This is a genomic window from Algoriphagus sp. AGSA1 (assembly GCF_021390545.1).
GTDB lineage: Bacteria > Bacteroidota > Bacteroidia > Cytophagales > Cyclobacteriaceae > Algoriphagus.
Genome location: NZ_JAJUWR010000003.1, coordinates 129693 through 151648, shown reverse-complemented (window position 1 = coordinate 151648; position 21956 = coordinate 129693). Strand labels below are relative to the sequence as shown.

At 42.5% G+C, this 21956-nt stretch carries 16 protein-coding genes; 10 read left to right on the top strand and 6 right to left on the bottom strand.

Features of this window, described 5'->3' with window-relative positions; all coding sequences use genetic code 11:
* The first annotated feature begins 11 nt into the window (after positions 1-11).
* Both LZF95_RS02865 and LZF95_RS02860 read left to right on the top strand, forming a co-directional pair.
* Positions 12-3074: a TonB-dependent receptor gene (locus LZF95_RS02865; RefSeq protein ID WP_233753488.1), complete on the top strand. Its 3063-nt coding sequence runs from the start codon at positions 12-14 to the stop codon at positions 3072-3074.
* Between the two features lie 18 nt (positions 3075-3092).
* Positions 3093-4550 carry a RagB/SusD family nutrient uptake outer membrane protein gene (locus LZF95_RS02860; protein ID WP_233753487.1) on the top strand — a complete coding sequence of 486 codons (1458 nt, stop codon included), beginning with the start codon at positions 3093-3095 and terminating at the stop codon, positions 4548-4550.
* A gap of 237 nt (positions 4551-4787) precedes the next feature.
* Here the strand turns inward: LZF95_RS02860 and LZF95_RS02855 are convergent, their stop codons facing one another.
* From LZF95_RS02855 to surE, 5 genes are all read right to left on the bottom strand, one after another.
* The gene (locus LZF95_RS02855; protein WP_233753486.1) at positions 4788-5546 is read right to left on the bottom strand and encodes a DUF3891 family protein; all 759 of its coding nucleotides are present in this window, start codon (positions 5544-5546) and stop codon (positions 4788-4790) included.
* Between the two features lie 12 nt (positions 5547-5558).
* A complete protein-coding gene (locus LZF95_RS02850) occupies positions 5559-6992 on the bottom strand; it encodes a Y4yA family PLP-dependent enzyme (RefSeq protein ID WP_233753485.1) in 1434 nt (477 codons plus the stop codon).
* Positions 6993-7012: 20 nt separating this feature from the next.
* A complete protein-coding gene (locus LZF95_RS02845) occupies positions 7013-8800 on the bottom strand; it encodes an FAD/NAD(P)-binding protein (protein WP_233753484.1) in 1788 nt (595 codons plus the stop codon).
* Between the two features lie 31 nt (positions 8801-8831).
* Complete coding sequence (sbnA, locus tag LZF95_RS02840) at positions 8832-9815, bottom strand: 2,3-diaminopropionate biosynthesis protein SbnA (protein WP_233753483.1); 984 nt, start codon at positions 9813-9815, stop codon at positions 8832-8834.
* A gap of 320 nt (positions 9816-10135) precedes the next feature.
* On the bottom strand, positions 10136-10876 hold the full coding sequence (gene surE, locus LZF95_RS02835; RefSeq protein WP_233753482.1) for a 5'/3'-nucleotidase SurE: 741 nt from the start codon (positions 10874-10876) through the stop codon (positions 10136-10138).
* Between the two features lie 157 nt (positions 10877-11033).
* On the opposite strand from surE, the gene LZF95_RS02830 reads away from it, so the two are divergent.
* The gene (locus LZF95_RS02830; RefSeq protein ID WP_233753481.1) at positions 11034-11921 is read left to right on the top strand and encodes a diacylglycerol kinase family protein; all 888 of its coding nucleotides are present in this window, start codon (positions 11034-11036) and stop codon (positions 11919-11921) included.
* A gap of 16 nt (positions 11922-11937) precedes the next feature.
* Here the strand turns inward: LZF95_RS02830 and LZF95_RS02825 are convergent, their stop codons facing one another.
* Positions 11938-12168: a hypothetical protein gene (locus LZF95_RS02825; protein ID WP_233753480.1), complete on the bottom strand. Its 231-nt coding sequence runs from the start codon at positions 12166-12168 to the stop codon at positions 11938-11940.
* A gap of 208 nt (positions 12169-12376) precedes the next feature.
* On the opposite strand from LZF95_RS02825, the gene LZF95_RS02820 reads away from it, so the two are divergent.
* The 7 genes from LZF95_RS02820 (at position 12377) to LZF95_RS02790 (ending at position 21946) form a co-directional block, all read left to right on the top strand.
* On the top strand, positions 12377-13657 hold the full coding sequence (locus LZF95_RS02820; RefSeq protein ID WP_233753479.1) for a sorbosone dehydrogenase family protein: 1281 nt from the start codon (positions 12377-12379) through the stop codon (positions 13655-13657).
* 60 nt (positions 13658-13717) lie between these two features.
* Entirely contained in the window at positions 13718-14926 is a 1209-nt protein-coding gene (locus tag LZF95_RS02815) for an AI-2E family transporter (protein ID WP_233753478.1), read from the top strand.
* 192 nt (positions 14927-15118) lie between these two features.
* On the top strand, positions 15119-15520 hold the full coding sequence (locus LZF95_RS02810) for a hypothetical protein (RefSeq protein WP_233753477.1): 402 nt from the start codon (positions 15119-15121) through the stop codon (positions 15518-15520).
* 392 nt (positions 15521-15912) lie between these two features.
* Positions 15913-18054, top strand: coding sequence for a catalase (locus tag LZF95_RS02805; RefSeq protein WP_233753476.1), 2142 nt, complete (start codon positions 15913-15915; stop codon positions 18052-18054).
* A gap of 382 nt (positions 18055-18436) precedes the next feature.
* Positions 18437-19618: a peptidoglycan DD-metalloendopeptidase family protein gene (locus tag LZF95_RS02800; RefSeq protein WP_233753475.1), complete on the top strand. Its 1182-nt coding sequence runs from the start codon at positions 18437-18439 to the stop codon at positions 19616-19618.
* A gap of 199 nt (positions 19619-19817) precedes the next feature.
* The gene (locus LZF95_RS02795) at positions 19818-20114 is read left to right on the top strand and encodes a hypothetical protein (RefSeq protein WP_233753474.1); all 297 of its coding nucleotides are present in this window, start codon (positions 19818-19820) and stop codon (positions 20112-20114) included.
* Positions 20111-21946, top strand: coding sequence for a flavohemoglobin expression-modulating QEGLA motif protein (locus tag LZF95_RS02790; RefSeq protein WP_233753473.1), 1836 nt, complete (start codon positions 20111-20113; stop codon positions 21944-21946). The genes LZF95_RS02795 and LZF95_RS02790 overlap by 4 nt, the downstream gene beginning before the upstream one ends.
* The last annotated feature ends 10 nt before the right edge of the window (positions 21947-21956 follow it).

Here is a 21956-nt window from a genome sequence, read left to right as displayed (position 1 = left end):
ACTGACCAACTATGAAGAAAATCTCACATTTAATTTTCCTGGCCTGTTTGACTTTGGGATTATCCCTGGAGTCAATGGCAAGAAATAGCCGGGAGGGCTATTACCAGGATCCAGTACCGCAAAGGGACACAATCCCTGCTCCATCAGCGACCAACACTGAAAACCCGGTATCAGGCACGGTTACAGATTCAGATAGCAATCCTTTGCCAGGAGCGGCAGTGCAGATCAAAGGAACAGATATCGGAGTGATTTCCGATGATTCTGGTAAATACACGATAGATATACCAGCGGGTCGTAATGATGTCACGCTGGTGTTTTCGTTTCTGGGCTTTGAGTCCAAGGAGGTTAAGCTCGGGAACGAGACGATAATTGATGTTTCACTTGATAGTGATGACAAGGAGTTGGATGAAGTGGTAGTGATAGGCTATGGGTCTGCAAGAAGAGCCGATCTTACGGGGGCCGTCGCCCAGGTAAATAGAGATGAATTGAATGCTTTTCCCACATCCAATGTATTACAGTCTCTGAATGGCCGTGCGCCAGGTGTACAGGTGATCCAGAATAACGGCGCTCCCGGTGGAGGTGTTTCTGTAAGGATCCGTGGGGCCAACTCTATTCAGGGTGATAATGATCCACTTTATGTCATAGACGGATTTCCATTTTCAGGAAATCCAACCAACCTGAATAACGCTGACATAGCTAGTATAGAGATCCTCAAAGATGCCTCAGCTACGGCTATCTATGGATCCCGAGGCGCAAATGGTGTGGTATTGATCACTACCAAAAATGGAAGTGGATCGGGTACGGTTGTGGAATTTGACGCAGCGTACAGTATGCAAAGTCTCAGGAAGAAGCTAGACCTGATGAATGGTACCCAGTATGGGCGCTTGATGAATATTCAAGCTGAGAATGATGGTTTGCAGCCTTATTTCACTGATGCTGAGATAACTGGTTTTGGAGAGGGAACGGACTGGCAAGATGAAGTTTTTCGGCAAGCTCCAATCAAAAACACTTCAGTGAGTGTCTCAGGTGGGGGTGAAAACACTCAGTTCTTGTTGGGAGGAAGTGTTTTCCAACAGGACGGTATCATCAAAGGATCTGACTATGACAGGTACTCACTGCGTTCCACTGTAAACCACAAGATAAGCGATAAATTCAAAGTGGATTTTAATAGTACACTTAGCAAGTTGGTCACCGCCCGAAGAGATAGTGAGGGCGGATCCAGGGGAGCAAGCATGATCGGGGCAGCATTGGTTGCCTCTCCTTTATCAGCCCCATACTTACCTGATGGCACTATCAATAATCTTGCGGATGATTTTCCTTTTGTGTCCCCAGACTTGATCAATCCGTTGTATTTCATCAATGAACAGTCCACTGTAATCACTGCCAATGTAGTGCTGGCCAATGCCGCTGTCAGTTATAGCCCTATTCCTGAGCTGACTATTAAAATATCAGGAGGGATTGAAAACCGCGATGATAGAACGGATACCTATAGAAGTAGAAACTTCATCAACAGCAATGGAAATGCCAGTATAACTACAAGCCAGTATGTAAGCCGGCTAAACGAAAACACCATCACCTATGCAGATGTGTTCAACGAAAAACATGACTTAAACATATTGGCAGGATTTACCTATCAGGACTTTACTACCAAGTTTCTGGCAGTAAGCGGAGCAGGATTCCTAAGTGATCTTTATGAAACTGATAATCTGGGGGCGGCAGAGATTCCGGGGGTCCCAACTTCTGGCTATTCCAATTCAGTTTTACTCAGTTATTTGGGGAGGGTGAACTACGGCTTTGACAATAGGTATCTCTTTACAGCATCATTCCGTGCAGATGGTTCTTCCAGATATAGCGATGGAAATAAATGGGGGTATTTTCCTTCTGGTGCAATTGCCTGGAAAGTAAATGAAGAGGAATTTATGAAAGGGCAGGAGACAATATCCACATTGAAAATACGGTCAAGCTGGGGACTTACCGGTTCGCAGGCAATAGATCCCTATTCGACCCTTAACAGGCTTTTTCCGGGGTACACAGTATTTGGAGATGAATTATTCAATTTTCTGGCACCGGGTTCTACTCTTCCCGGCGACTTGAAATGGGAAACTACAGAGCAATTTGACTTTGGCTTGGATATGGGATTATGGGAAGATAAAGTGGTGCTTGGAGCGGATTATTACCTTAAAACTACCAGAGATCTACTGAGCACTGTACGGCTTCCAAGTTCGTTTGGATATACTACCACTATTGATAATGTAGGCTCTATTGAAAATAGGGGGCTGGAATTAAGCTTATTCGCACAGGTGTTAAACTCGGATTTCCGCTGGAGTCTGGATGGAAATATTTCCTTCAATCGTAACAAGGTGCTAAGTCTAAATGACGGACAACCTATACTTACCAATTTCATAAATGTAATTGCCGTGTCCGATAACTTTTCAATTATGGAAGAAGGAAGGCCTCTGGGCCAGTTTTGGGGATATCAAGAAGATGGATACACCGAAACAGGTGCTATCAGATATAGAGACTTGAATAATGATGGAGAGATAAATGAGGCAGATAAGACCTATATAGGAGATCCTAATCCAGATTTCTTCTATGGCTTCAATTCCAATATGAGCTACAAGGGGTTCCAACTGGAACTTTTCTTTCAGGGCAGCAAGGGCAACGATATTATGAACGTGAGTGCAATCTCAAGCACCATGGACTATGGTCAGGGTCTGAACATGCCGGAAGATGTGCTGTTGGATCATTGGACTCCTCAGAATACAGACGCAAAGTACCCCAGGATAAGTAGAAGTACCACGGCTAGAGTATCTGATAGGTTTGTAGAAGATGGTTCCTATTTAAGATTGAGAAACGTGCTTTTGGCATATAATTTCCCTTTAAAGAATTCACAGGGGAAGTTTCTCAAAAGCCTGAGACTCTACGCAAGTGGACAAAATTTATTGACGTTCACAAAGTATTCCTGGTGGGATCCTGAAGTCAACAGTAAGGGTGCGGATAACAGAATGGGAATTGACCACTTCGGCTATCCGATACCAAAGTCTTATACTATTGGTCTAAACGCTACTTTTTAACCCTCAAAAAACAAAGCTATGAAAACGCTGAAAAGATTATTTCATCCAAAATTCCTGATGGCCTGTTTATTGGTTTCAGGAGGTGTCGGGAGCTCATGCAGTGATTTGCTGAAGGAAGAGCCCAAAACCATTGTGTCAGAAAATTTCTACCAGAACAAATCTGACTTTGACGCAGCCACCAATGCTATTTACTTTCCACTACGTATGGTGAGATCAGAGCACGTAGCAATACTCAGTGCCCATACCGATTGGGGGTATGGAAGAGGAAGTCGTGCCCAATATAATGATTTTGAGGGGTTCAATCCTACTAATATCAATGCTGCGGCAAGTCGATGGGACAGCTTCTATCAAGGTATTCGAAATGCCAATCTGGTAATTGAGAAGGCTCCGTTGAGTGAGGTTCTTACTGAGGATGAAAAAAACAGCTATTCTGCGGAGGCTAAATTTCTCAGAGCCCTTACCTATTTTGATTTGGTAAGAAACTGGGGCGGGATCCCCCTTCGGACAGCGGAGAATATTGATCAAAAAGATGTTCCCAAAAGCAGTGTCGAAGAAGTATATGAATTGATCCTTTCTGACCTTGAGGCGGCTGAGATGTATTTGCCGGCAAGCGCTGCTGAATCTGGAAGACCTACGGTGTGGGCAGCGAAAACCTTACTGGCGGACGTTTATCTGCAATTGGAAGAATATGAAATGGCCAAAAATAAAGCTCAGGAAGTCATAAATGAAGGAACGTATCAATTGGTGCAGATTGCTTCAGTAGATGACATTAGAGAGAAGATTTTTGGAGCTACTCTGGTCACGTCAAGTGAAGAGATTTTTGCTTTTAAATTTACCAGACAGACGGGGCAGGGCAATGGTCTTCCTTGGATTCTAAATCATCCAAGTACCGGTCTATATAATTTCGGGGGAGCCTATGCCCACTATGGTGATGCTACCAATCCTTTTTATAAAGGATGGGAGGATGGCGACCTGCGCAAAGGGCTGTGGCAGGTGGTGGATTTTGGATTGGGGGATTCTACAATTGTGAATGGGAAATACGCCGAACCACAAGCAGTGGATAACACTGGTGCTGGAAATGATTTGCCTGTTTATCGCTATCCTGAGCTACTCCTGATCTTTGCTGAGGCTTCTGCGAGAGTAGATGGACTTACTGGAGAAAACCTGGAAGCTGTCAACCAGGTACGGCGGAGAGCTTTTGGTCTTGATCCAATGGTGGTGTCTGAAATGGATTACAGTATAGAGGTGCTTACACTAGAAGACTTTCTGGACATAATTTTACAAGAAAAAGCCTACGAAACTCAGTTTGAAGGTAAACGCTGGCTTGATCTGAAGAGGACTGGCAGGGCTGAGGAGTTTGTTATGAAAAACAAAGGACTTTCGATTGCAGAAAAGCACTATTTATGGCCTATTCCATTGGATGAACTTAATTTCAATGAAGCCATGAGCCCCGCAGATCAAAACCCTGGATATTAAAACTCTCTTAGACAACAAAAAAGGGCATAGCAATATGTACTTTTTTTGTTGTTGGATTATTCCTGTTGACTTATACAAAATGATGGCCCCAATGATTCGGGTGGCTAAGATTTCTCTGTATTCCGTGCTGTAGAGTATAGTACCACTCATTTGAAGCCAGTTCTCCTAAAACTCATAAAAGTTTGTATCGCTTTTCTGGCAGAAAGACGAAGATATCAAGTGGGGGTGCTGTACTGCTTAATCCAGAAGATTATAATCCTGATCTGTGCCTGCTTTGAAAACAAACTTCTTTTCCTTTGGATGGAGTAAATCTATATCATTTCCAAGCTCTTCATCTTCCTTATAAAAGTCTTTGGCAGTTGTGTAATATTCAGTGAAAAACACTTTTTCCTTATTATCAAATAGCCAAGGATCCAAATGAAAAGTACCATCCGGAAGTTGAGAAAGTAGGACTTTTTCCTCGCCATAGATTGGATCAATTTCTAGAGGGTCTTTTTGGTTTTCAAAATCATTTTGACACAAGGCAAGTGATAGATCATCGCAGAATCTGAGAAATTCATAGCACTTGGCAACCGACCTAGGCTGTAATCCTAGATGAGTTATTATTTCGTCTTTGCTGCGGCCTAGATGCTCCAGAAACTTCCGTACGTCAAAATCCTTCGATTCAGCATACAGCTTATGAAAATGTGCTAAGACCATTAAAACCATGAAACTCGATTTATATTTTACGCTTCTAATAACAGATTTGGCTTGGTCTAAATCCACCTCCTTACGTTGTCTGTAATCCAGTGGGGCGCCAGTTCCAGTGAGGTTATCCATTTTATTCCATTTCGGCTGGTTATTATCATGCTCACCTATACTTTCTATTCCTGCTGCATAATATTTGGGTATAGCCCAGTGATCTCGACGTAGGTTTAACCCGATATCCATTGCCAGAAGTGCATGTGCCTTATGAAAATATATTTCCCAACCCTTATCTATTGGAGTAACTATCATTTTACAAGATTTTTAAAGATCTTCATCATTTTGAAAATGAGCTATTTCTATTCCGTTGTTTTTAGTTTCCCTGTTCCATATTAGGTTGGTCGCCAAAGGAAACAGATGGGCACTTGATTCGAAGAAATGCATCATATATCCCGCTGTATTCACAAAAACTACCATATCCCCTATATGTGGGAGTTTTGGAAGCCTTATTTTTCGCTTTAATAAAATATCCCGTTCCAGGCAATAAGCCCCTGTGAAAAAAACCTCTACAGGCTCTCCTTCCTCTTTCCTTTGATACAGGACGTAGGGATCTAGTAAAAAATCGGCACTTCCACTCAGCATTTGTGTCATGTTCATCTCCAGACCTACCAGCCAATCTCCGATGGAGTCCCTTTTTCTGAAGGCGACTCTTGCTAAAGTCAGTCCCGTTTGATCCAGCATCGATCTTCCTGGTTCCATCCTGATTTCTATCTCCTCCTGAGCGGCCACTTCAGCTAGAGTCTGTTGTTTTTGATTCTTATGGGAAAGGATTTGTCTGAGAAAACTTTCCTTTGGTTGCGTATTCCAGAAAGGATAAGTTTTTAGTTCCCCATGCAAAATACCTCCGTAGAGCTCCAGGCCCAATCCATCGTTATTATAGGTGATAGGAGGAATAATGCCACTGATTGCTTTGCGTAGGCTCAGGTTGAAATAGTCCCATTCTATTTTATCCTGTAGATAATTCACGAGAAATCCCCCTCCTATATCAATGAACTCAGTCCTTAGCCCTTTCTTCGCCAGTAATTGAGCAAAAGCGAGGGTTTGGGCCAGTGCATATGCCCGTTCTTCTGTAGAGTAGCCATTGAGATGAAAATGTAATCCCTTATATAGTAACTGGCTGTATTTTTTTGATTGGAGGAAATTTTTGGTAACAAACCTGTCAATTTCTAATAAGTCGAATCCGAATCTACTGTTTAGTTTTCTTTCTTTAAAGAAAAACCCGCTTAACCGAAATCCTATTTTGGCTTCTCTATTCACTTTGACTGCCATTTCCTGGACTAAATCACATTCATCCTCATTATCAATTAAAAGAACGCTGCCGTTTAGAACCGCTTTTTCGACTAGTTCCCTTGTTTTCACAGCCGCAGTTATGATTAGATCCGAGGGATTTATCCCCATTTCTATGCATTGGATGTATTCCTGATAGCTGGCAGTATCTATGCCCATTCCCAATTCACTGGCTTTAGAGACTGCTGCCTTGGTTTTATTTGCTTTTCGGGCAAAAAACATTTTATATTTTATACCTACTTCTTCAAAGACTTGTTGAAATGAAAGGAAATTTTGATCCATAGCGTCCATATAATGGATATTTATGGGAGAACCATGTTTTTCCAATAGCTCATAGAGTAGGTGGTTTTCTCTCATCAGATCATGCATCCAGGGTGAAGTAACGGGCGTTAAAGTAGGGGAATTTGCCATTAGCAATTAAATTAGTTAGGTTAAGTGACTTCTTCTTTTTTGTATAAGTTTTCCGTTAGGTCTTTTGCCCATTCGGAAACGAAATCATTTTTTTCTCGAGACAGGGTGTCATTGTCATAAGTAAGCCCTTCGGTAGGAGTGCCGTAGAAAGTAAGGGAAGTATTCGCTAGACCTGATTCATCTATTGGTTGGCCTTTTTCATTAATAGCGAGACAGCCAGGTCTATAATCAAGCCTTCCTTCCTGTCGGTTAACATAGGGACTGATCAGCCCCTGCGCTACCATATTATCAAATAATTCTCCTGCACATTGATGGAGATGGACTTTAGGTATCCTGGCATCAATAAGTATATCAGCGTGGATGCTTTTCCCTTTGTCTGTTGCTAGAGTATATACATCATTTCTTAATAACATAGGATCTTGGGAAAAAGAAAAATCAATAAGGCCGGCATCAGCTAAGGCTTCGATTTTTTTCATATTCTCGATTGGAGGTCCATAAGATAGCCTATTTAGTTGCCCTGCATATTTTTCAAGAAATAATTTTTGGGATTGAGGTAATAGCCCACCGAATTTATACAGTCCATTGAATGAATCACTGAGGCGACGCCAAAGATCCGCAGTAGCTGCAAAGGGGCTTTTCTCCACCCCGATTTCCGCCTGTTCAATGCAGAATCGTATATAGTCCTGTGTGTTTCCATGTAGGTTGTCCTTCGGTAATGGGGCTGTTAAGAAATCATGAAAATCAAACCGAGGGATGTCAGGATGTTTATCCAGGAACGCATCGATTTGAAATTTCACTTCGCTAAAGTCCTGTGTAAGGTGTAGGTTCATACCATGCTCCTGGAACACTTTGGAGTAGTAAACTGAAATGAATTCTTGTTCGATTAAGGGTAAAAGCTGTCTCTCAAAATCATGTTTTCCATCCAAAGTATCCAGGTATTTCAGCAAATCTTCGTTGAAGAAACTCGGTGAGTAAGATGGCTTCCCGAACGTACTCCCTCTTGGCATCATTAGGAGTCCGGATTTAGAGAAAGGATATATTTTTTCTGGCTCTAAACCAGATCTGACATAAGTGACTTTATTTGCTTTCGTCATGAACTTGCCATTTCTACCTTCTGTCAATCCCAAGACTGCATCTATAAATGTTAGGCCCATTCCTTTGATCGCTACCTTGCTGCCTATGGGAATTTGAGATAAACGATGCGTAACGGGGTAAATAAAGTCAATGTAGTTGGGCTCTGAAAGGTATTCGGAATCATTCACAGAGGGGTGGCCGGTGCTGATAAGAATGTTTTGGATATTGCTTTCTGACCTGAGGTAACCAGAGTTTCTATGGTGGTATATGAGACGGTAGGATTCTCCCGTTTTCTCAATATTCTTCACTTCCCCCACGTGTCGGATGATTTTAATGTGATCCGGGCATGAGTTTATCAGCTGTTCAAAGCCTTCGGAGAGATACCTGCCCACAGTTGCTCTGGGTGAAAAACCATCGGCAATTGGGTCAGGAAATTCATCTTTATGGCCACTAAGCCATTCCATAAAGGATCTGGGATATGGAACCACTGGGGCAGGAAGTTTTTCAGCCCACATATTGATGTGTCCATTTGAGTAGTTCATCAGTAAATAAAGTGGCTGTTTTGGATTGTAGATATCTCCAGCGCCAAAGGAATCTGACTTGTTGAATAGATGTAGCTCTATTGGAAATGCATTTTTCTTTAAAGCCAGATTTGCGAGTAATCGCTCCAGTCCGTAAAGCCCCTTGGGGCCAAATCCTATAAATGCAATTTTTGCTGGATTTTCTTCTGGCATAAAAGGTGATTCAGAGTTATGCTTTGGGGGATCAGATGAGTACGTTTTCAAGTTGGGAAATATTTTCCTTTACCCACTCTTCATTATATATCGTATCTAAGTAACGTTCGCCACTATCACACAAAATCATTGCGATAGAAGCTCCAACGGGCAAGGACGGAGCAATCTTTTGTAGTGCGGAAGTCACTGCACCGGATGACCCCCCGCTGAGAATGGCTTCTCTATGGAGCAGGCGGTGACAGCCATCCACACATTCCCCCTCATTGATATGGATTACTCCATGGATGGATCTTCTGTCCAGAAATTGGGATTTTCTGCCCGCACCATGTCCGGGGATATTCCGTTTTCCTGCAGGGGTATCGAAAATCACACTTCCCACGGCATCCACAGCGATCACTTTCGTTTCCAAGTGGTTCTTTTCGATATAATCAGCGCATCCCATCAGAGTTCCGCATGTGCTCGTGGCAGCCAATAAATAATCAGGGGCAAAGTCTAATTCTTTTACTATTTCATGCATAGTTTGCTTGTGAGCCACAGGATTTTGGGGATTACCATATTGGTTTGTCCAAAAGCTTCGCGGGTTGGCGTCCAGGATTTCTTGGACTCTGTCTAATCTGGCTTTCAAATATCCACCTTCTGGAGCGGGCTTGCTCACGCAATGGATTTTGCCCCCGTATGCTTTTATAATTTTCACATTTTGTAAGTTGACCATAGGATCCACTACTACCTCCAGTTTGAGCTCAAAATATTTGCATGCCTGGGCCAAACCAATAGCCATATTTCCGGAGCTTGATTCCACCACTGTATCCCCTTTTTTCAGTTTTCCGTTCTCCATAGCATGGGTGATCAATTGCAGGGCAGTTCGATCCTTGATGCTTCCCCCAGGGTTAAAAGCTTCTAGTTTTGCAAAAATCCTGAGCTGAAGATCCGGGTATAATTTTGATAACTTCACAAGCGGAGTATGCCCGATGGTGTCCAAAATCCTGGAATAATAGGGATGGAATAGGTTGGTCATAATGTGGTCGGTTAGATTTCCCTGCAGGTATTTGCTAAAACCGCACCTACTTCTTCCTTAAGTTCTATAGACTGAGTTTCTAAATTAAATCCTAACCAGATGGATTTAGTTTCTCTTTGGAAGCAATTGCTTTGGGCATCTGCGTCTCTGCAGTATAATTGCATTACTTTTCGGTTGCTTTTAAAGCATCAGAAAGCTTTTATTTAAGTTGTGAGAATTCATGACTCAAAGTTTCTAAATCAGGTAAGGGCAGATTCTGTCATTAGATTAATTGTAGAATTCTGTACATCATCTAGGTAAAATTCGCCCCAGAGAGATAGTTATTTATAATGCTTAAATATGTGCATTCCTGCTAGCTTTACCAGCTGCGCCTCATCTGTCAAATCGAGTCTCAGTGGAGTAAGTGATACCAGATTGTTTTCTACGGCGTAGCGGTCTGTGCCTTCCTCCGCAGGCTCCAATGGAACCACAGTAAACCAAAAATGCTTTCTGCCCATTGGGTCTTCAGAAGGTTTCACAAGCCCGTCATATTGGCGCACAGACTGGCGGGTCCAAGAGATTCCTTTAGGTCTATATGGAAAGTTGACATTCACTAGTTTTGGGTCTTCCTGACTTAGAAGATATTGGATTACTCTACTTGCGTAAGGTTTGATATGCGAGAAGTCATATTCCTGTTTTTGAGTGGGTGTGCTCAGCGCTATCCCCTTTATGCCTAGCAGAGCAGCTTGTTTAGCTCCGGCCAACGTCCCAGAATGCCACATTGAATTTCCTAAATTTGGCCCGAGATTGATACCAGAAAGGACCGCGTCCACTTTATCCCAATGGAAGCAGCCAAGAGAGACACAGTCCGCAGGCGTGCCGTTTACGCGGTATGCATCGAAATCCCCTATTTTGGTTTTCCGATAAGACAATGGTCTGGTTGCCGTCACTGCATGCCCCGTAGAGGACTGTTCCACATCTGGTGCTACGATACGCACATCTCCAAATTCCGCTGCAACTTCAGCCAGTTCTAAAATTCCAGGGCTATAAACCCCATCATCATTTGTGATTAAAATATTCATGGTTCATCCGTTTGGTTTCCTTTTAGCATGCAAATAGTAAGCAGGACTTAGATTCCACTTCATCTTATGAAATCGAGCATCACTCAAAAGTCAAACACTGGGATGATTATAATTTGTGAGAGATTCCATGTGACCGTTAAAAATCAAATATAAACACATGAAAATCATCTTACTTTATAATCCCAACGCTGGAAATGAAAAATTCCCCTTATCTAAAGTCACCAGTTCATTAGAGAGGCAAGGTGCATCAGTATTGGCCCAAAATTGCAAGGAGGATAACTATAAACAAGTGCTGGAGCTTAATTATGACTTGATTCTGGTTGCGGGTGGTGACGGTACGGTGGAAAAGACGCTGCTGGAATTGAGAAATACAAAATGTCCAATTGCGATACTTCCATGTGGTAATGCCAATAATATCGCAGGAAGCTTGGATCTGACAGATTATTATAAAAAACTCGTAGTGCAATATGAAAAAAAGGATTTTAGACATCTCAGTGTAGGAGAGTATAAAACTAAAGAAGTAAAGGGTTGGTTTTTAGAAGGGATCGGTTGGGGAATGTTTACAGCCTTGCTACTTCAAATGGAGAGGAATAAAAATATGAAAGGCAATGGGGAAAAAAAGGTGGATTTTGGGATTAAAAATCTCATCAAAATAGAAGGGGAGCTTCATCCACAGTTCTATAAGATCCAACTGGATAAGGGAGATTACTCCGGGGAATATATATGGATAGAGATAATGAACACGAAGCGTCTAGGCCCCCAGCTTGAACTGGCACCCACTGCAGATCATAATGATGACTATCTGGATGTGATGCTAATTAAAGAGGAGCAACGGACGGAACTGAGCGAATTCTTAAAAGCTCAGAAGAAAGGAGCTCAGCCTAGCCCTTTTAAGACTATCAAAGCAAGGCAAATCAAGATTTCCACCTATTTACCTTTTCATGTGGACGATGAGTTGTTTGAACATCAGACACTCTATGAGGAAATCCCCACCGTGGAGGTGTCATTGGCAAAGCATAAGCTGAAGATTTTGAACAATGATTAATTCCAAACTACATCAATTATGAAATCACTGTGGACGGCTCTTTCAGTTTCGGATTGGTCAATATTCCGATCAAAATGTATTCTGCCTCATAGATAAAAGAATCGACTTGGATATGCTCGATTCGGAGGGTCATTCTAGGATAAGGTATAATCGCGTCACCTGAAAAATTGAGTTCACGATCTACCTCACAAAGGAAAGCCCGAATTGATAACCATCCAGACTTATTTGCAAGGGGGACTTGAGGCATGGCGTGGAGATTGAAAGGGTCTTGAAAAGACTGGAAACCTGTAAGGGCTACAGACCTATTCGTGACCCGTTTTGGGTATATAAATTCACATAAGTCCTCATTAATAATCTAAAAATGCACTTTTTTTCACTTTAAGACCAAAAATGGTCTTTTGATGTTTTGGCCACAAGATTGATCTTTCCTACGTAAAGTTAAAACCGGATCAATTATGAAGTTCAGAAATACACTCACCTTATTGGTAATGGCTGCAGTCTCGCTGGTCTCTTGTGGGCAGAAAGTTTCAGAGGAAAAGAAAGAGAAAATCGCTAAGTCTAGCCCTGACACTGTAAGTACAGCCATTGGAGAACTTATACTACCACCACCGTACTCTTCAGAATCTGTAGAAAACCACAGTGAAGTGATAGGCTGGAAGGAAGGCAAGAGCCCTACAGCTCCTGAGGGATTTACAGTCTCCCGATTTGCAGAGGACCTGGATAATCCACGGAATACCTATGTGGCTCCCACGGGGGATATTTTTGTAGTAGAAAGCAATACAAAAAGCAGCGCTGACCGTATCACTGTCTTCAGGGACAAGGATAAAAACGGTGAGTATGAAACCCGGGAGATTTTTAAGGAAGGATTGGACCAGCCTTATGGGATGCTGATTTTGAATGATTTCTTTTACATAGCTAATACAGATGGGTTGTTCAGGTTCCCATATCAATCGGGGCAGCTACGACTCGAAGGAGAAGGAGAGAAATTAGTGGAACTGCCGGCAGGGGGCTACAATAACCACTGGACCAGAAACCTGATCGCCAATGAAGACGGAAGCAAGATCTATATCTCAGTGGGTTCGGCCAGTAATAACGGTGAATATGGCATGGAAGAAGAGAAAAGGAGGGCAGCTATTCTGGAAGTCAATGCTGATGGGTCTGGAGAGATAGTGTATGCCAGTGGTTTGAGAAATCCCGTAGGCATGGCATGGAATCCGACTACCAAGGAACTTTGGACAGCAGTAAATGAACGGGATGAACTTGGGGATGATTTGGTGCCTGATTACATTACCAGTGTTGAAAAGGGAGGTTTTTATGGATGGCCTTATTCCTACTTCGGTTCAATCGAGGATCCAAGAATGCAAGGGGAAGCTCCTGATTTGGTGGAAAGGGCCATAGTTCCTGACGTTCCCGTAGGAAGTCATACCGCATCACTGGGATTGACCTTTTATGAAGGGGAATCATTTCCTGAAGATTATAGAAATGGGGCATTTGTGGGGCAGCATGGTTCGTGGAACCGTGAAAATCTGGCCGGATATAAAGTGGTATTTGTGCCGTTTGAAAATGGTAAACCTTCAGGGGAGCCTCAGGACTTCCTTACAGGATTTGTTTCTGATTCTGATAAATCTGAAGTTTTTGGGAGACCCGTGGATGTTTCGGTGTTACCTGACGGATCTCTTTTGGTAAATGACGATAGCGGCAACACACTATGGAAAGTAGCATTTACGGGTAATTAGGAAAACCTGTATTCCAGATCTACAAGTAAATAAACCTGATCTGGAATTGATAATTAAAAAATGAAATCGAGGAATATTCTAATAACTGTTAGCCTATTAGTATTAGGGATATACTACTTTATCTTAGGCGTAATAGAAGCGGCGGGTTTCCTGAAGCCACTAGCTATAGCGGTTCTATTGACCTTAATCTGTATCCCAATAAGCAGAAAATTGGAAAGATGGAAGCTATCTAGGGGGCTTTCTGCCTTTTTATGCGTGATATTGAGTTTTTTAGTGTTTGTTTCTTTTTTTGTGATCCTATCTGCCCAAATATCAAACATATCGGAGCGATGGCCTGAGATAAAAGGAAAAATCCAACCCAAGTTGGAAGCTGCGCAACAACTTATTGAAGATAAAACCGGGCTGAATCTAGAGCAGCAGTTTGAGATGTTTTATCCAGCCATGGGCAACAGTTCAGATACTGGCGCAAAGGATGATATATCAGAAACTGTGGAAAATCAAACGGGCACAACTGAAAAATCTTCATCCCAACTTCCTACTGATCAACTAATGAGTAATGCATCTCAGGAAATAGGATCCATCTTGAAGGACTTCTTTGGTTTTCTCGGCAGCAGCGCACTTACATTGATTTACCTTTTCTTTTTGCTGCTCTATAGGAATAAGGTCAAACGCTCAATTTTAAAGTTTTTTGAATCGGAAAACAGGGGAGAAGCTGAGGGAGTTATGGGTCATTCCATTCACATGGCCTTGAATTTTGTAGTGGGTAGATTTACACTGATTGCTTTTTTAGCTATCATTTACAGTATCGGTCTATCTCTGTCCGGGATAGAAAATGCCATTCTGATTAGCTTGATAGCCGCAATGCTATCTCTGCTTCCTTATGTTGGAAACATAATAGGCTATGGACTTGCATTGGTAATGGCGATATTTGCAGGAGCGGAAATTTGGGGATTGATAGGAGTTACCTTGACATTTAGTGTAGCCCAGTTTGTGGAAAGTTATATTCTAGAGCCATATGTAGTAGGGAGTAAAGTAGAGCTAAACCCCTTGGTTACTATAGTGGTAGTTGTGCTGGGAGGTTCGATTTGGGGTGTGGCAGGTATGATATTGAGTATTCCTATTGCAGGCATTGCCAAAATAGCATTTGACGCATCACCCGTACTACGGCCTTTGGGTTATTCGCTAGGAGAAGAAGATATCAAAGGAGCAGATGAACAAAACTTCCTTAGTAAATGGGGAGAAAAGCTTTGGAGGAAAATCAGTAAATAGACTGGTTCCTATCTGCGCCCCCCGAGATGAAATTTCCACAAGTCGGGGAAAAATAAGCAGGATTTTAAAGGGGATTTTTTAAATAGAATAGATAAAAGATTCTCTATTGGCCCATAAAGAGTGATTTCTTGTTCTTGGGGTGGATTTTGAATACTTCTACGATTATCAACCCATTCAATAAAATCAACGACTATGAAAAAGCACCTAACAGTACTGGCGATCGGAATGTTTTCTATGATCATCTCTTGCAATGAAAAAAAAGAATATGGGGATATCACGGATGATGGAGTAATGGAGGTGGAAGAGGCTATCTCTGAGGAGGGGAAAGGAGAATCAGGAGCTGATTCCAGTATGAGATTGACAGATGGTTCCAAAATTCCGGTCATTATCAGTCCTACTGATTCTATAGAGTTGCCTCAGGAGTTGGTCACTGTCTTAGAAAACACTAAAGATGTTCACCCTGACAGTATTTTAGTCAAAAGGAAGTTTGAAGAAAACAACATCACCTATTATGAGCTTGAATTCAGAATGAAAGAAGGCCCAGATCAGATATTTACCTATGATTCAGAAGGTAAGCGGAAGTCAATGGACTGAAATATCCATGAGGTAGTAATTCAAATTAAATACAAAAACCTTCTAGTTTGCTTTTCAGCTTTATGCCTTCTGGGCTTTGAATATTTCACCTCATTATGAGGAATAATTAAGACAAGTTTTTAAGAAAAAACCTTCTTTCTGCAAGGTTTTTTTGTGTTTTAGAAGCTCAGGAAATTTATATTATACTTTGCTGGGAAGGGTTTTTCGAATCAACAATCGTCCATATTATAGGTTTGTGGATTATACAGGCCGTTTTTTGATGTATGCGGGTAACAGAGATTAGTTATGAGGCCAGATACAAAGATTCATTCCTCTGATAATGTTTGGTAAATCCCCTCTTGTGGAATGTTTTTGGTTGTTTTTGGACTAAAAACCACTAAAGGCTACTTGCTATGAATAAGAAAGGAAGAATTACTGAAAAAACAGACAACCTAAAAATCGATGATTTGCACCGGAATATGGAAGATGGAAGTGGAGAGGCACTGACCACCAACACTGGGCTGAAAATCAATGATGATCAAAATTCACTTCTTGCAGGAGAGCGAGGCCCCACTCTGATGGAAGATTTTCATTTTAGGGAGAAGATGACTCACTTTGACCATGAGCGGATTCCCGAGAGGATAGTACATGCCCGGGGCGCAGGTGCTCATGGATATTTTGAAGCGTATGAAGATCTTTCCCAATACACTAAAGCAGGGTTTTTAAGTGAAGCGGGGAAGAAAACACCTGTTTTTACCCGATTTAGCACTGTAGCTGGGTTTAAAGGATCTACTGATTTGGCGAGGGATGTACGGGGTTTTGCAGTGAAATTCTACACAGAGGAAGGGAATTATGACTTGGTAGGAAACAACATTCCGGTGTTCTTCATTCAGGATGCGATGAAATTTCCAGACCTTATTCATGCAGTAAAACCAGAGCAAAACAATGAAATTCCGCAGGCGGCATCTGCTCACGATACATTTTGGGACTTCATCTCCCTCATGCCCGAGAGTATGCACATGATCATGTGGGCAATGAGTGATCGGGCTATTCCTAGGAGTTATAGTATGATGGAAGGTTTCGGCGTACACACCTTTCGCTTTATAAATGATAAGAATGAATCGTTTTTCGTGAAGTTTCACTGGAAACCTGTCGCAGGCACCCATGCAGTCACATGGGATGAAGCTCAAAAAATATCCGGACAGGATCCCGATTTCCACAGAAGGGATCTGTGGAATTTGATCGAGAGTGGAAATTATCCTGAATGGGAGTTGGGCGTGCAACTGGTGCCAGAGGAAGATGAGCATAAATTTGATTTTGATCTTCTGGATGCGACCAAAATCATTCCTGAAGAATTGGTTCCTGTAAAGCTGATCGGCAAGATGGTTCTGGATAGGAACCCTACGAATTTCTTTGCCGAAACAGAACAGGTAGCATTCCATCCAGGTCATTTGGTACCGGGTATAGATTTTACAAATGATCCGCTTCTTCAGGGGAGGCTATTCTCCTACACAGATACACAGCTTTCCCGGTTGGGTGGGCCAAATTTCAACGAAATCCCTATAAATCGCCCCATTGCGCCAGTACACAATAATCAGCGTGCCGGTATCATGAGACAGACGATCAACGCCGGAAGATCCAGCTACAATCCTAATTCTACAGGAGGTGGATGTCCTTTTCAGGCAAAAATGGCAGAAGGAGGCTTTGTGTCGCATCAGGAAAAAATAGAAGGACATAAGATCCGCAAAAGAAGCAGAAGTTTTATGGATCATTTTAGCCAAGCCAAACTCTTCTTTGAAAGCCAGACAGCCATAGAGCAGGAACACATCATCTCCGCACTTCGGTTTGAGTTGGGGAAGGTAGAAAGTGAGGATATCAGGGAGCGGATGGTAGGGATGCTGACTTATGTTAATGATGAGCTGGCTAAAGGGGTGGCAGAAGGTCTCGGAATCAATCCGATCACAAAACCAAAGGAACCTTTAAACCACAGTTTTCCTGCAGATGCTGATCCTCAGGAATATCAACCTACAGAAGCCCGACCTTCGATAGAGAAATCTCCATCACTAAGTCTTATGGCAAGGCCAGGTAAGGGAATCAAGGGTAGGATGATAGCGTTATTGGCTAATGACGGAGTAGATGCAGCTTCATTGGAAGCTTACAAAAACGCCTTGACAAAAGAAGGGGCTCAACCCAAAATTATCAGCGCGCATTCTGGATCAATTGCGGATTCCAATGGCTCTGCGATCAAAGTAGATCACAGTTTGTTGACCACGTCTTCGGTGTTGTTTGATGCACTATTTGTTCCGGGGGGAGCTAAAAGCATAGAGGTTTTACGTAAAAATCCTGACGCTATCAGTTTTGTGGACGAGGCCTATAAACATTACAAGTTTATCGCCATCACTGGAGAAGGGAAGCAGCTTTGGGATTTGACCTATGCGTCGCGAAACGACAGTCCTAAAGGAGTTTTGTTTGATCAAGATGTGGCATCGTTTATTGAAGCTATTGGTAAGCACAGGATATGGGAAAGGGAAGATGCCCAGAGAATTCCGGTATAGAGCCTGAATGAACTTTTGCGGACAATTTCTAGCTAGAAACTGTCCGCAAATTTTAATACAAGATTGAGATTTGCCAAAAAATTGTTTTTTGACATCCTTCTTTTTAAAAATCATCTCATTGCTATTATCAGTCAAAGATAGAAGTCGGCAGAGCAGATTTTTTTCTTCAATGCCAGTGATAGGGATTTGAAACTAGAAGGTTTGAAATCAATGAGCTTGACTATCAGTTGACTTACATATGTGCACAGTAAAGCTTTAAATGCCTATAATGAAAAGAGAAAAAAACAATCTGCTTCTTATCGCTTGTATATGCTTATTCATTTGCTCGTGTAACAATCAATCCTTGCGGATTTTCAAATCAAAATCTGCCCGTGCTCAATATTTGAACACACTGGAAAGCTCAGGTATAAGCAAAACAAAAATCGGGGCAGTCTGGCAAATTTCTGCCCAAGAAGCTCTGGTCAATGCCGTAGAGTTGGAGGTTCCAATAGCTATCCAAGGAAGTTTTAAAGCTAAAAGCATAACAGCAGAGGCATGGAAGATCCGACTTGAAGAGGGGGCATCGGTCAAAATTTTTATCCATTGGCAGGCCAGTGATAGCAGCAGATTAATTGTAGATCTTCTAGAGGGATCAGAATGGAAAGAACTCCAATCAGTTTCCACTCAAAATGATTCTTTAAAATTTGAAGCGGAGAAAACGGGGAATTACTTACTTAGGATCCAACCTGAATTAATGGGAGAGGGGAATTTTCAGATTAGGGTAAATGGAACCGCTACTTATGCAGTTTTTCCTGTACACGGCAAAACCAGTAGGGCAATCCAAAGTTTTTGGGGGGACCCCCGCGACGGGGGACGCAGATCTCATGAGGGGGTAGATGTTTTTGCAGCCCGAGGAACTCCGGTACTTTCTCCTGTGGAAGGAGTGGTAACGTCAGTACGGGATAGGGGATTAGGTGGAAAGCAAGTATGGGTAAGGGATAGCAAACGAAACTGGAATCTGTATTTTGCCCATCTGGACAGCCAACTGGTAAATAACCTGCAACGGGTACAAGCTGGAGATACGTTAGGTTTAGTAGGGAATACAGGCAATGCCCGCACTACGGCTCCACATCTGCATTTTGGTATATATAGCGGTGGAGCTATCAACCCTTTGCCAGCTTTAAGAGATCACTTTGAATTAGCGCCGGTGCTTGAAGAAAAGGAATTGCCGGAATTAATGAAAGTAAGTTCATCCCAAGCAAACCTCAGAAGCCAACCAAGCACTAAATCACTGGTCATCGCCCGTCTCAAGTCTCCTACTCCTGTATTTGTAAAGGCGGCTACTTCAGATTGGTATCAAGTACGCACTGCAGAGGGTACAGTTGGTTTTTTGTACCAAAATCTTGTAGCTCCAGTGGACTCCACGGCGATAGGAGAAAATCTCACCTATGCGATCACGGCTGCCTCTTCACCAACGGATAGTGTGCTGGTCAATCTGCAGGAGTTTAGGCAGATCGGTATTACTGCTGAAGGATATGGGTTAATCGTGGATAAGGATGGTAACATTTACTACCATGTCGATTAACTCCAAGATCTATTAGTATTCTACCCGCATTGGGAACTTTTCTACACAGCAAATTACCATATAGCTACATCCAAAAACAGTTAACATTTTTTAGATCGCAGTAAATGTTGATCAAGTCCACCAACTGAGCATTTTGATCTATTTCATGCCTTTTCGGATCAAAAAGGCACCTAAGTTGCCTTAAATAAAAGAAAAAGCCATGCAAACGAATAAGCCACAAAACGACAAAGATCCACAAGAGAAAACTACTGAAAAACTTGTTAAGGAAGCCAGAGTGACAGAAGAGGATTTACAGGCTTTGGGATCCAAAGATGCTAATCTCAGTGATGATGGAGGAGATGATGAGCAGCTCATAGAAAGGGAGAGGGAAGTGGATTTCACGGGAGAAGATATGGATGTCCCCGGAAGTGAACTGGATGATGATCAGGAGGAAATAGGCTCCGAGGATGAGGAGAATAATTTTTACAGTAATTCTGACGAAGAGGATAAGCAATGATAGACGCCAAGACAAAGGAAGCATTTACAGAGGCCCTTAAATCAGGAAATGTCCTCCAACTTTCGCTTGGCGACAAAAGCCTGATAAGAATTGAAAGAAGACTTCCTTTTCTATTGATCTATAGGAGGCAGCCTCATGATTACTATCGGATTCCAGATCTGGTAAAAACAGAGTCGTCCTACCTGATCACAGAGTCCAATGTTGATTTCAATTCGGATATAGCCCTTATGGTCAAGGAGCTGGCAAGGGAATTGGCGGAAGAGTACGGTTCGGTGATGGTACTGGAAGTGTGGGTGGGTTCACCAGGCAGTAGATCCTTTGTCCTCAAAACGGCAAAGGGGAAGGCTCCCAACACAGTCAAGGCATTTCAAAAAGGGCTTGAGGATTTCAGCAGTACCTATGCTAATCTCATGGTGGAGGTAGTTGAAGACACCATTAGGCACCCCATACAGCTGGAGGATTTTCTTACGCTGAAGCAATGCCAGGAAGCGGGGATTTATCTGATGGGATTAGAGATACCTCCATTCTTCCAAAATCATGAAAATAATGAGTTTTTCTATCTAGTGTTCGAAGAGTTCAGGCTTAGCTTTTCCAATATTTTGCGTAAAGCTGTTTATGAATTTATCAGAGTCCAGACTTCCTTTGATATACAGAATTATCAGCGACTGGGGAGCACTGAGGTAGATGAGACAGTGTGGGAGGTGGATAGACAGCTTTCCGAAATTGAAGCTAAATATCAATTTTTGCTGTTGATATCGCCGATTAACACCATGCAGGCAAAGGAGGAATTTGTGGCCGACAATCATCAAAAAAATCCAAAATTCCTGTATCGCAACCTTCCTATCGACCCTGATCGACTGAAGGAGGAACTGTTTGGCATAGATATACGGAGTATAGAAGATCCTACCCTTTCATTTCTCTACACCGAAAAGCGTGAGGAGCTTGAAAAGCAGATCACCATGCTCAAGGAGCGAGGTACTAAAAACTTTATGTATAGCAGCATTCGACTCTATAGTTCCCCAGGAGTGAAGCTCTATGAGACAGCCAAGGATTTACTCAAAACACTTTCTCCCGATCATTTGGAGGAAGTAGAGTGGGTGGATGCCTATGATATGGCTAAAATCTGTAGGGAAGAAATAGAGCGTTACAAAAAAACATATCCTGAATTAGACTCTAAAGTTGAGGTTAAAAATGACATAGTAGGAATGCTGGTGTCAAGAGGCCAGCTGTATATAGGTTCGAGTTTTAAGGTCCCAAAACAAAGGATCAAAGCACTGGTCCACCATGAAGTGGGAACACATGTACTGACTTTTTACAATGGAAAAATGCAGCCCTTTGGTCAAATGAGCAATGGGTTTGCCGACTACGATGAGCTCCAGGAAGGACTTGCTGTCCTTGCGGAATATTTGGTAGGTGGACTTACAGGAACCAGGCTTAGGACTTTGGCGGCGCGGGTAATAGCTGGTAGGGCGGTTACCGAGGGAATGACTTTCGAGGAAACCTATCATGTACTTACTGAAGAGTACGACGCATTGCCTGAGCAGGCTTTTCAGATCACTGCCCGAGCATATCAGGGGGGTGGCTGCACCAAGGATATCATCTACTTGCGAGGCTTGATGAAATTGATCGAATTTTTGCAGAATGGCGGGGAACTGGAGCCTCTGTATGTAGGCAAAATCGGTTTCAAACACATTCCATTGATCCAGGAACTCCGGATCCGGGACATCATAAAACCTTCACCGCTTGCTCCCAGCTATCTCAAAACGGATTTTGCACAAGAGAGACTCAAAAAACTAAAGGAAGGGCTAACCTTACCCGAACTAGTCAACTAACCACTAACTA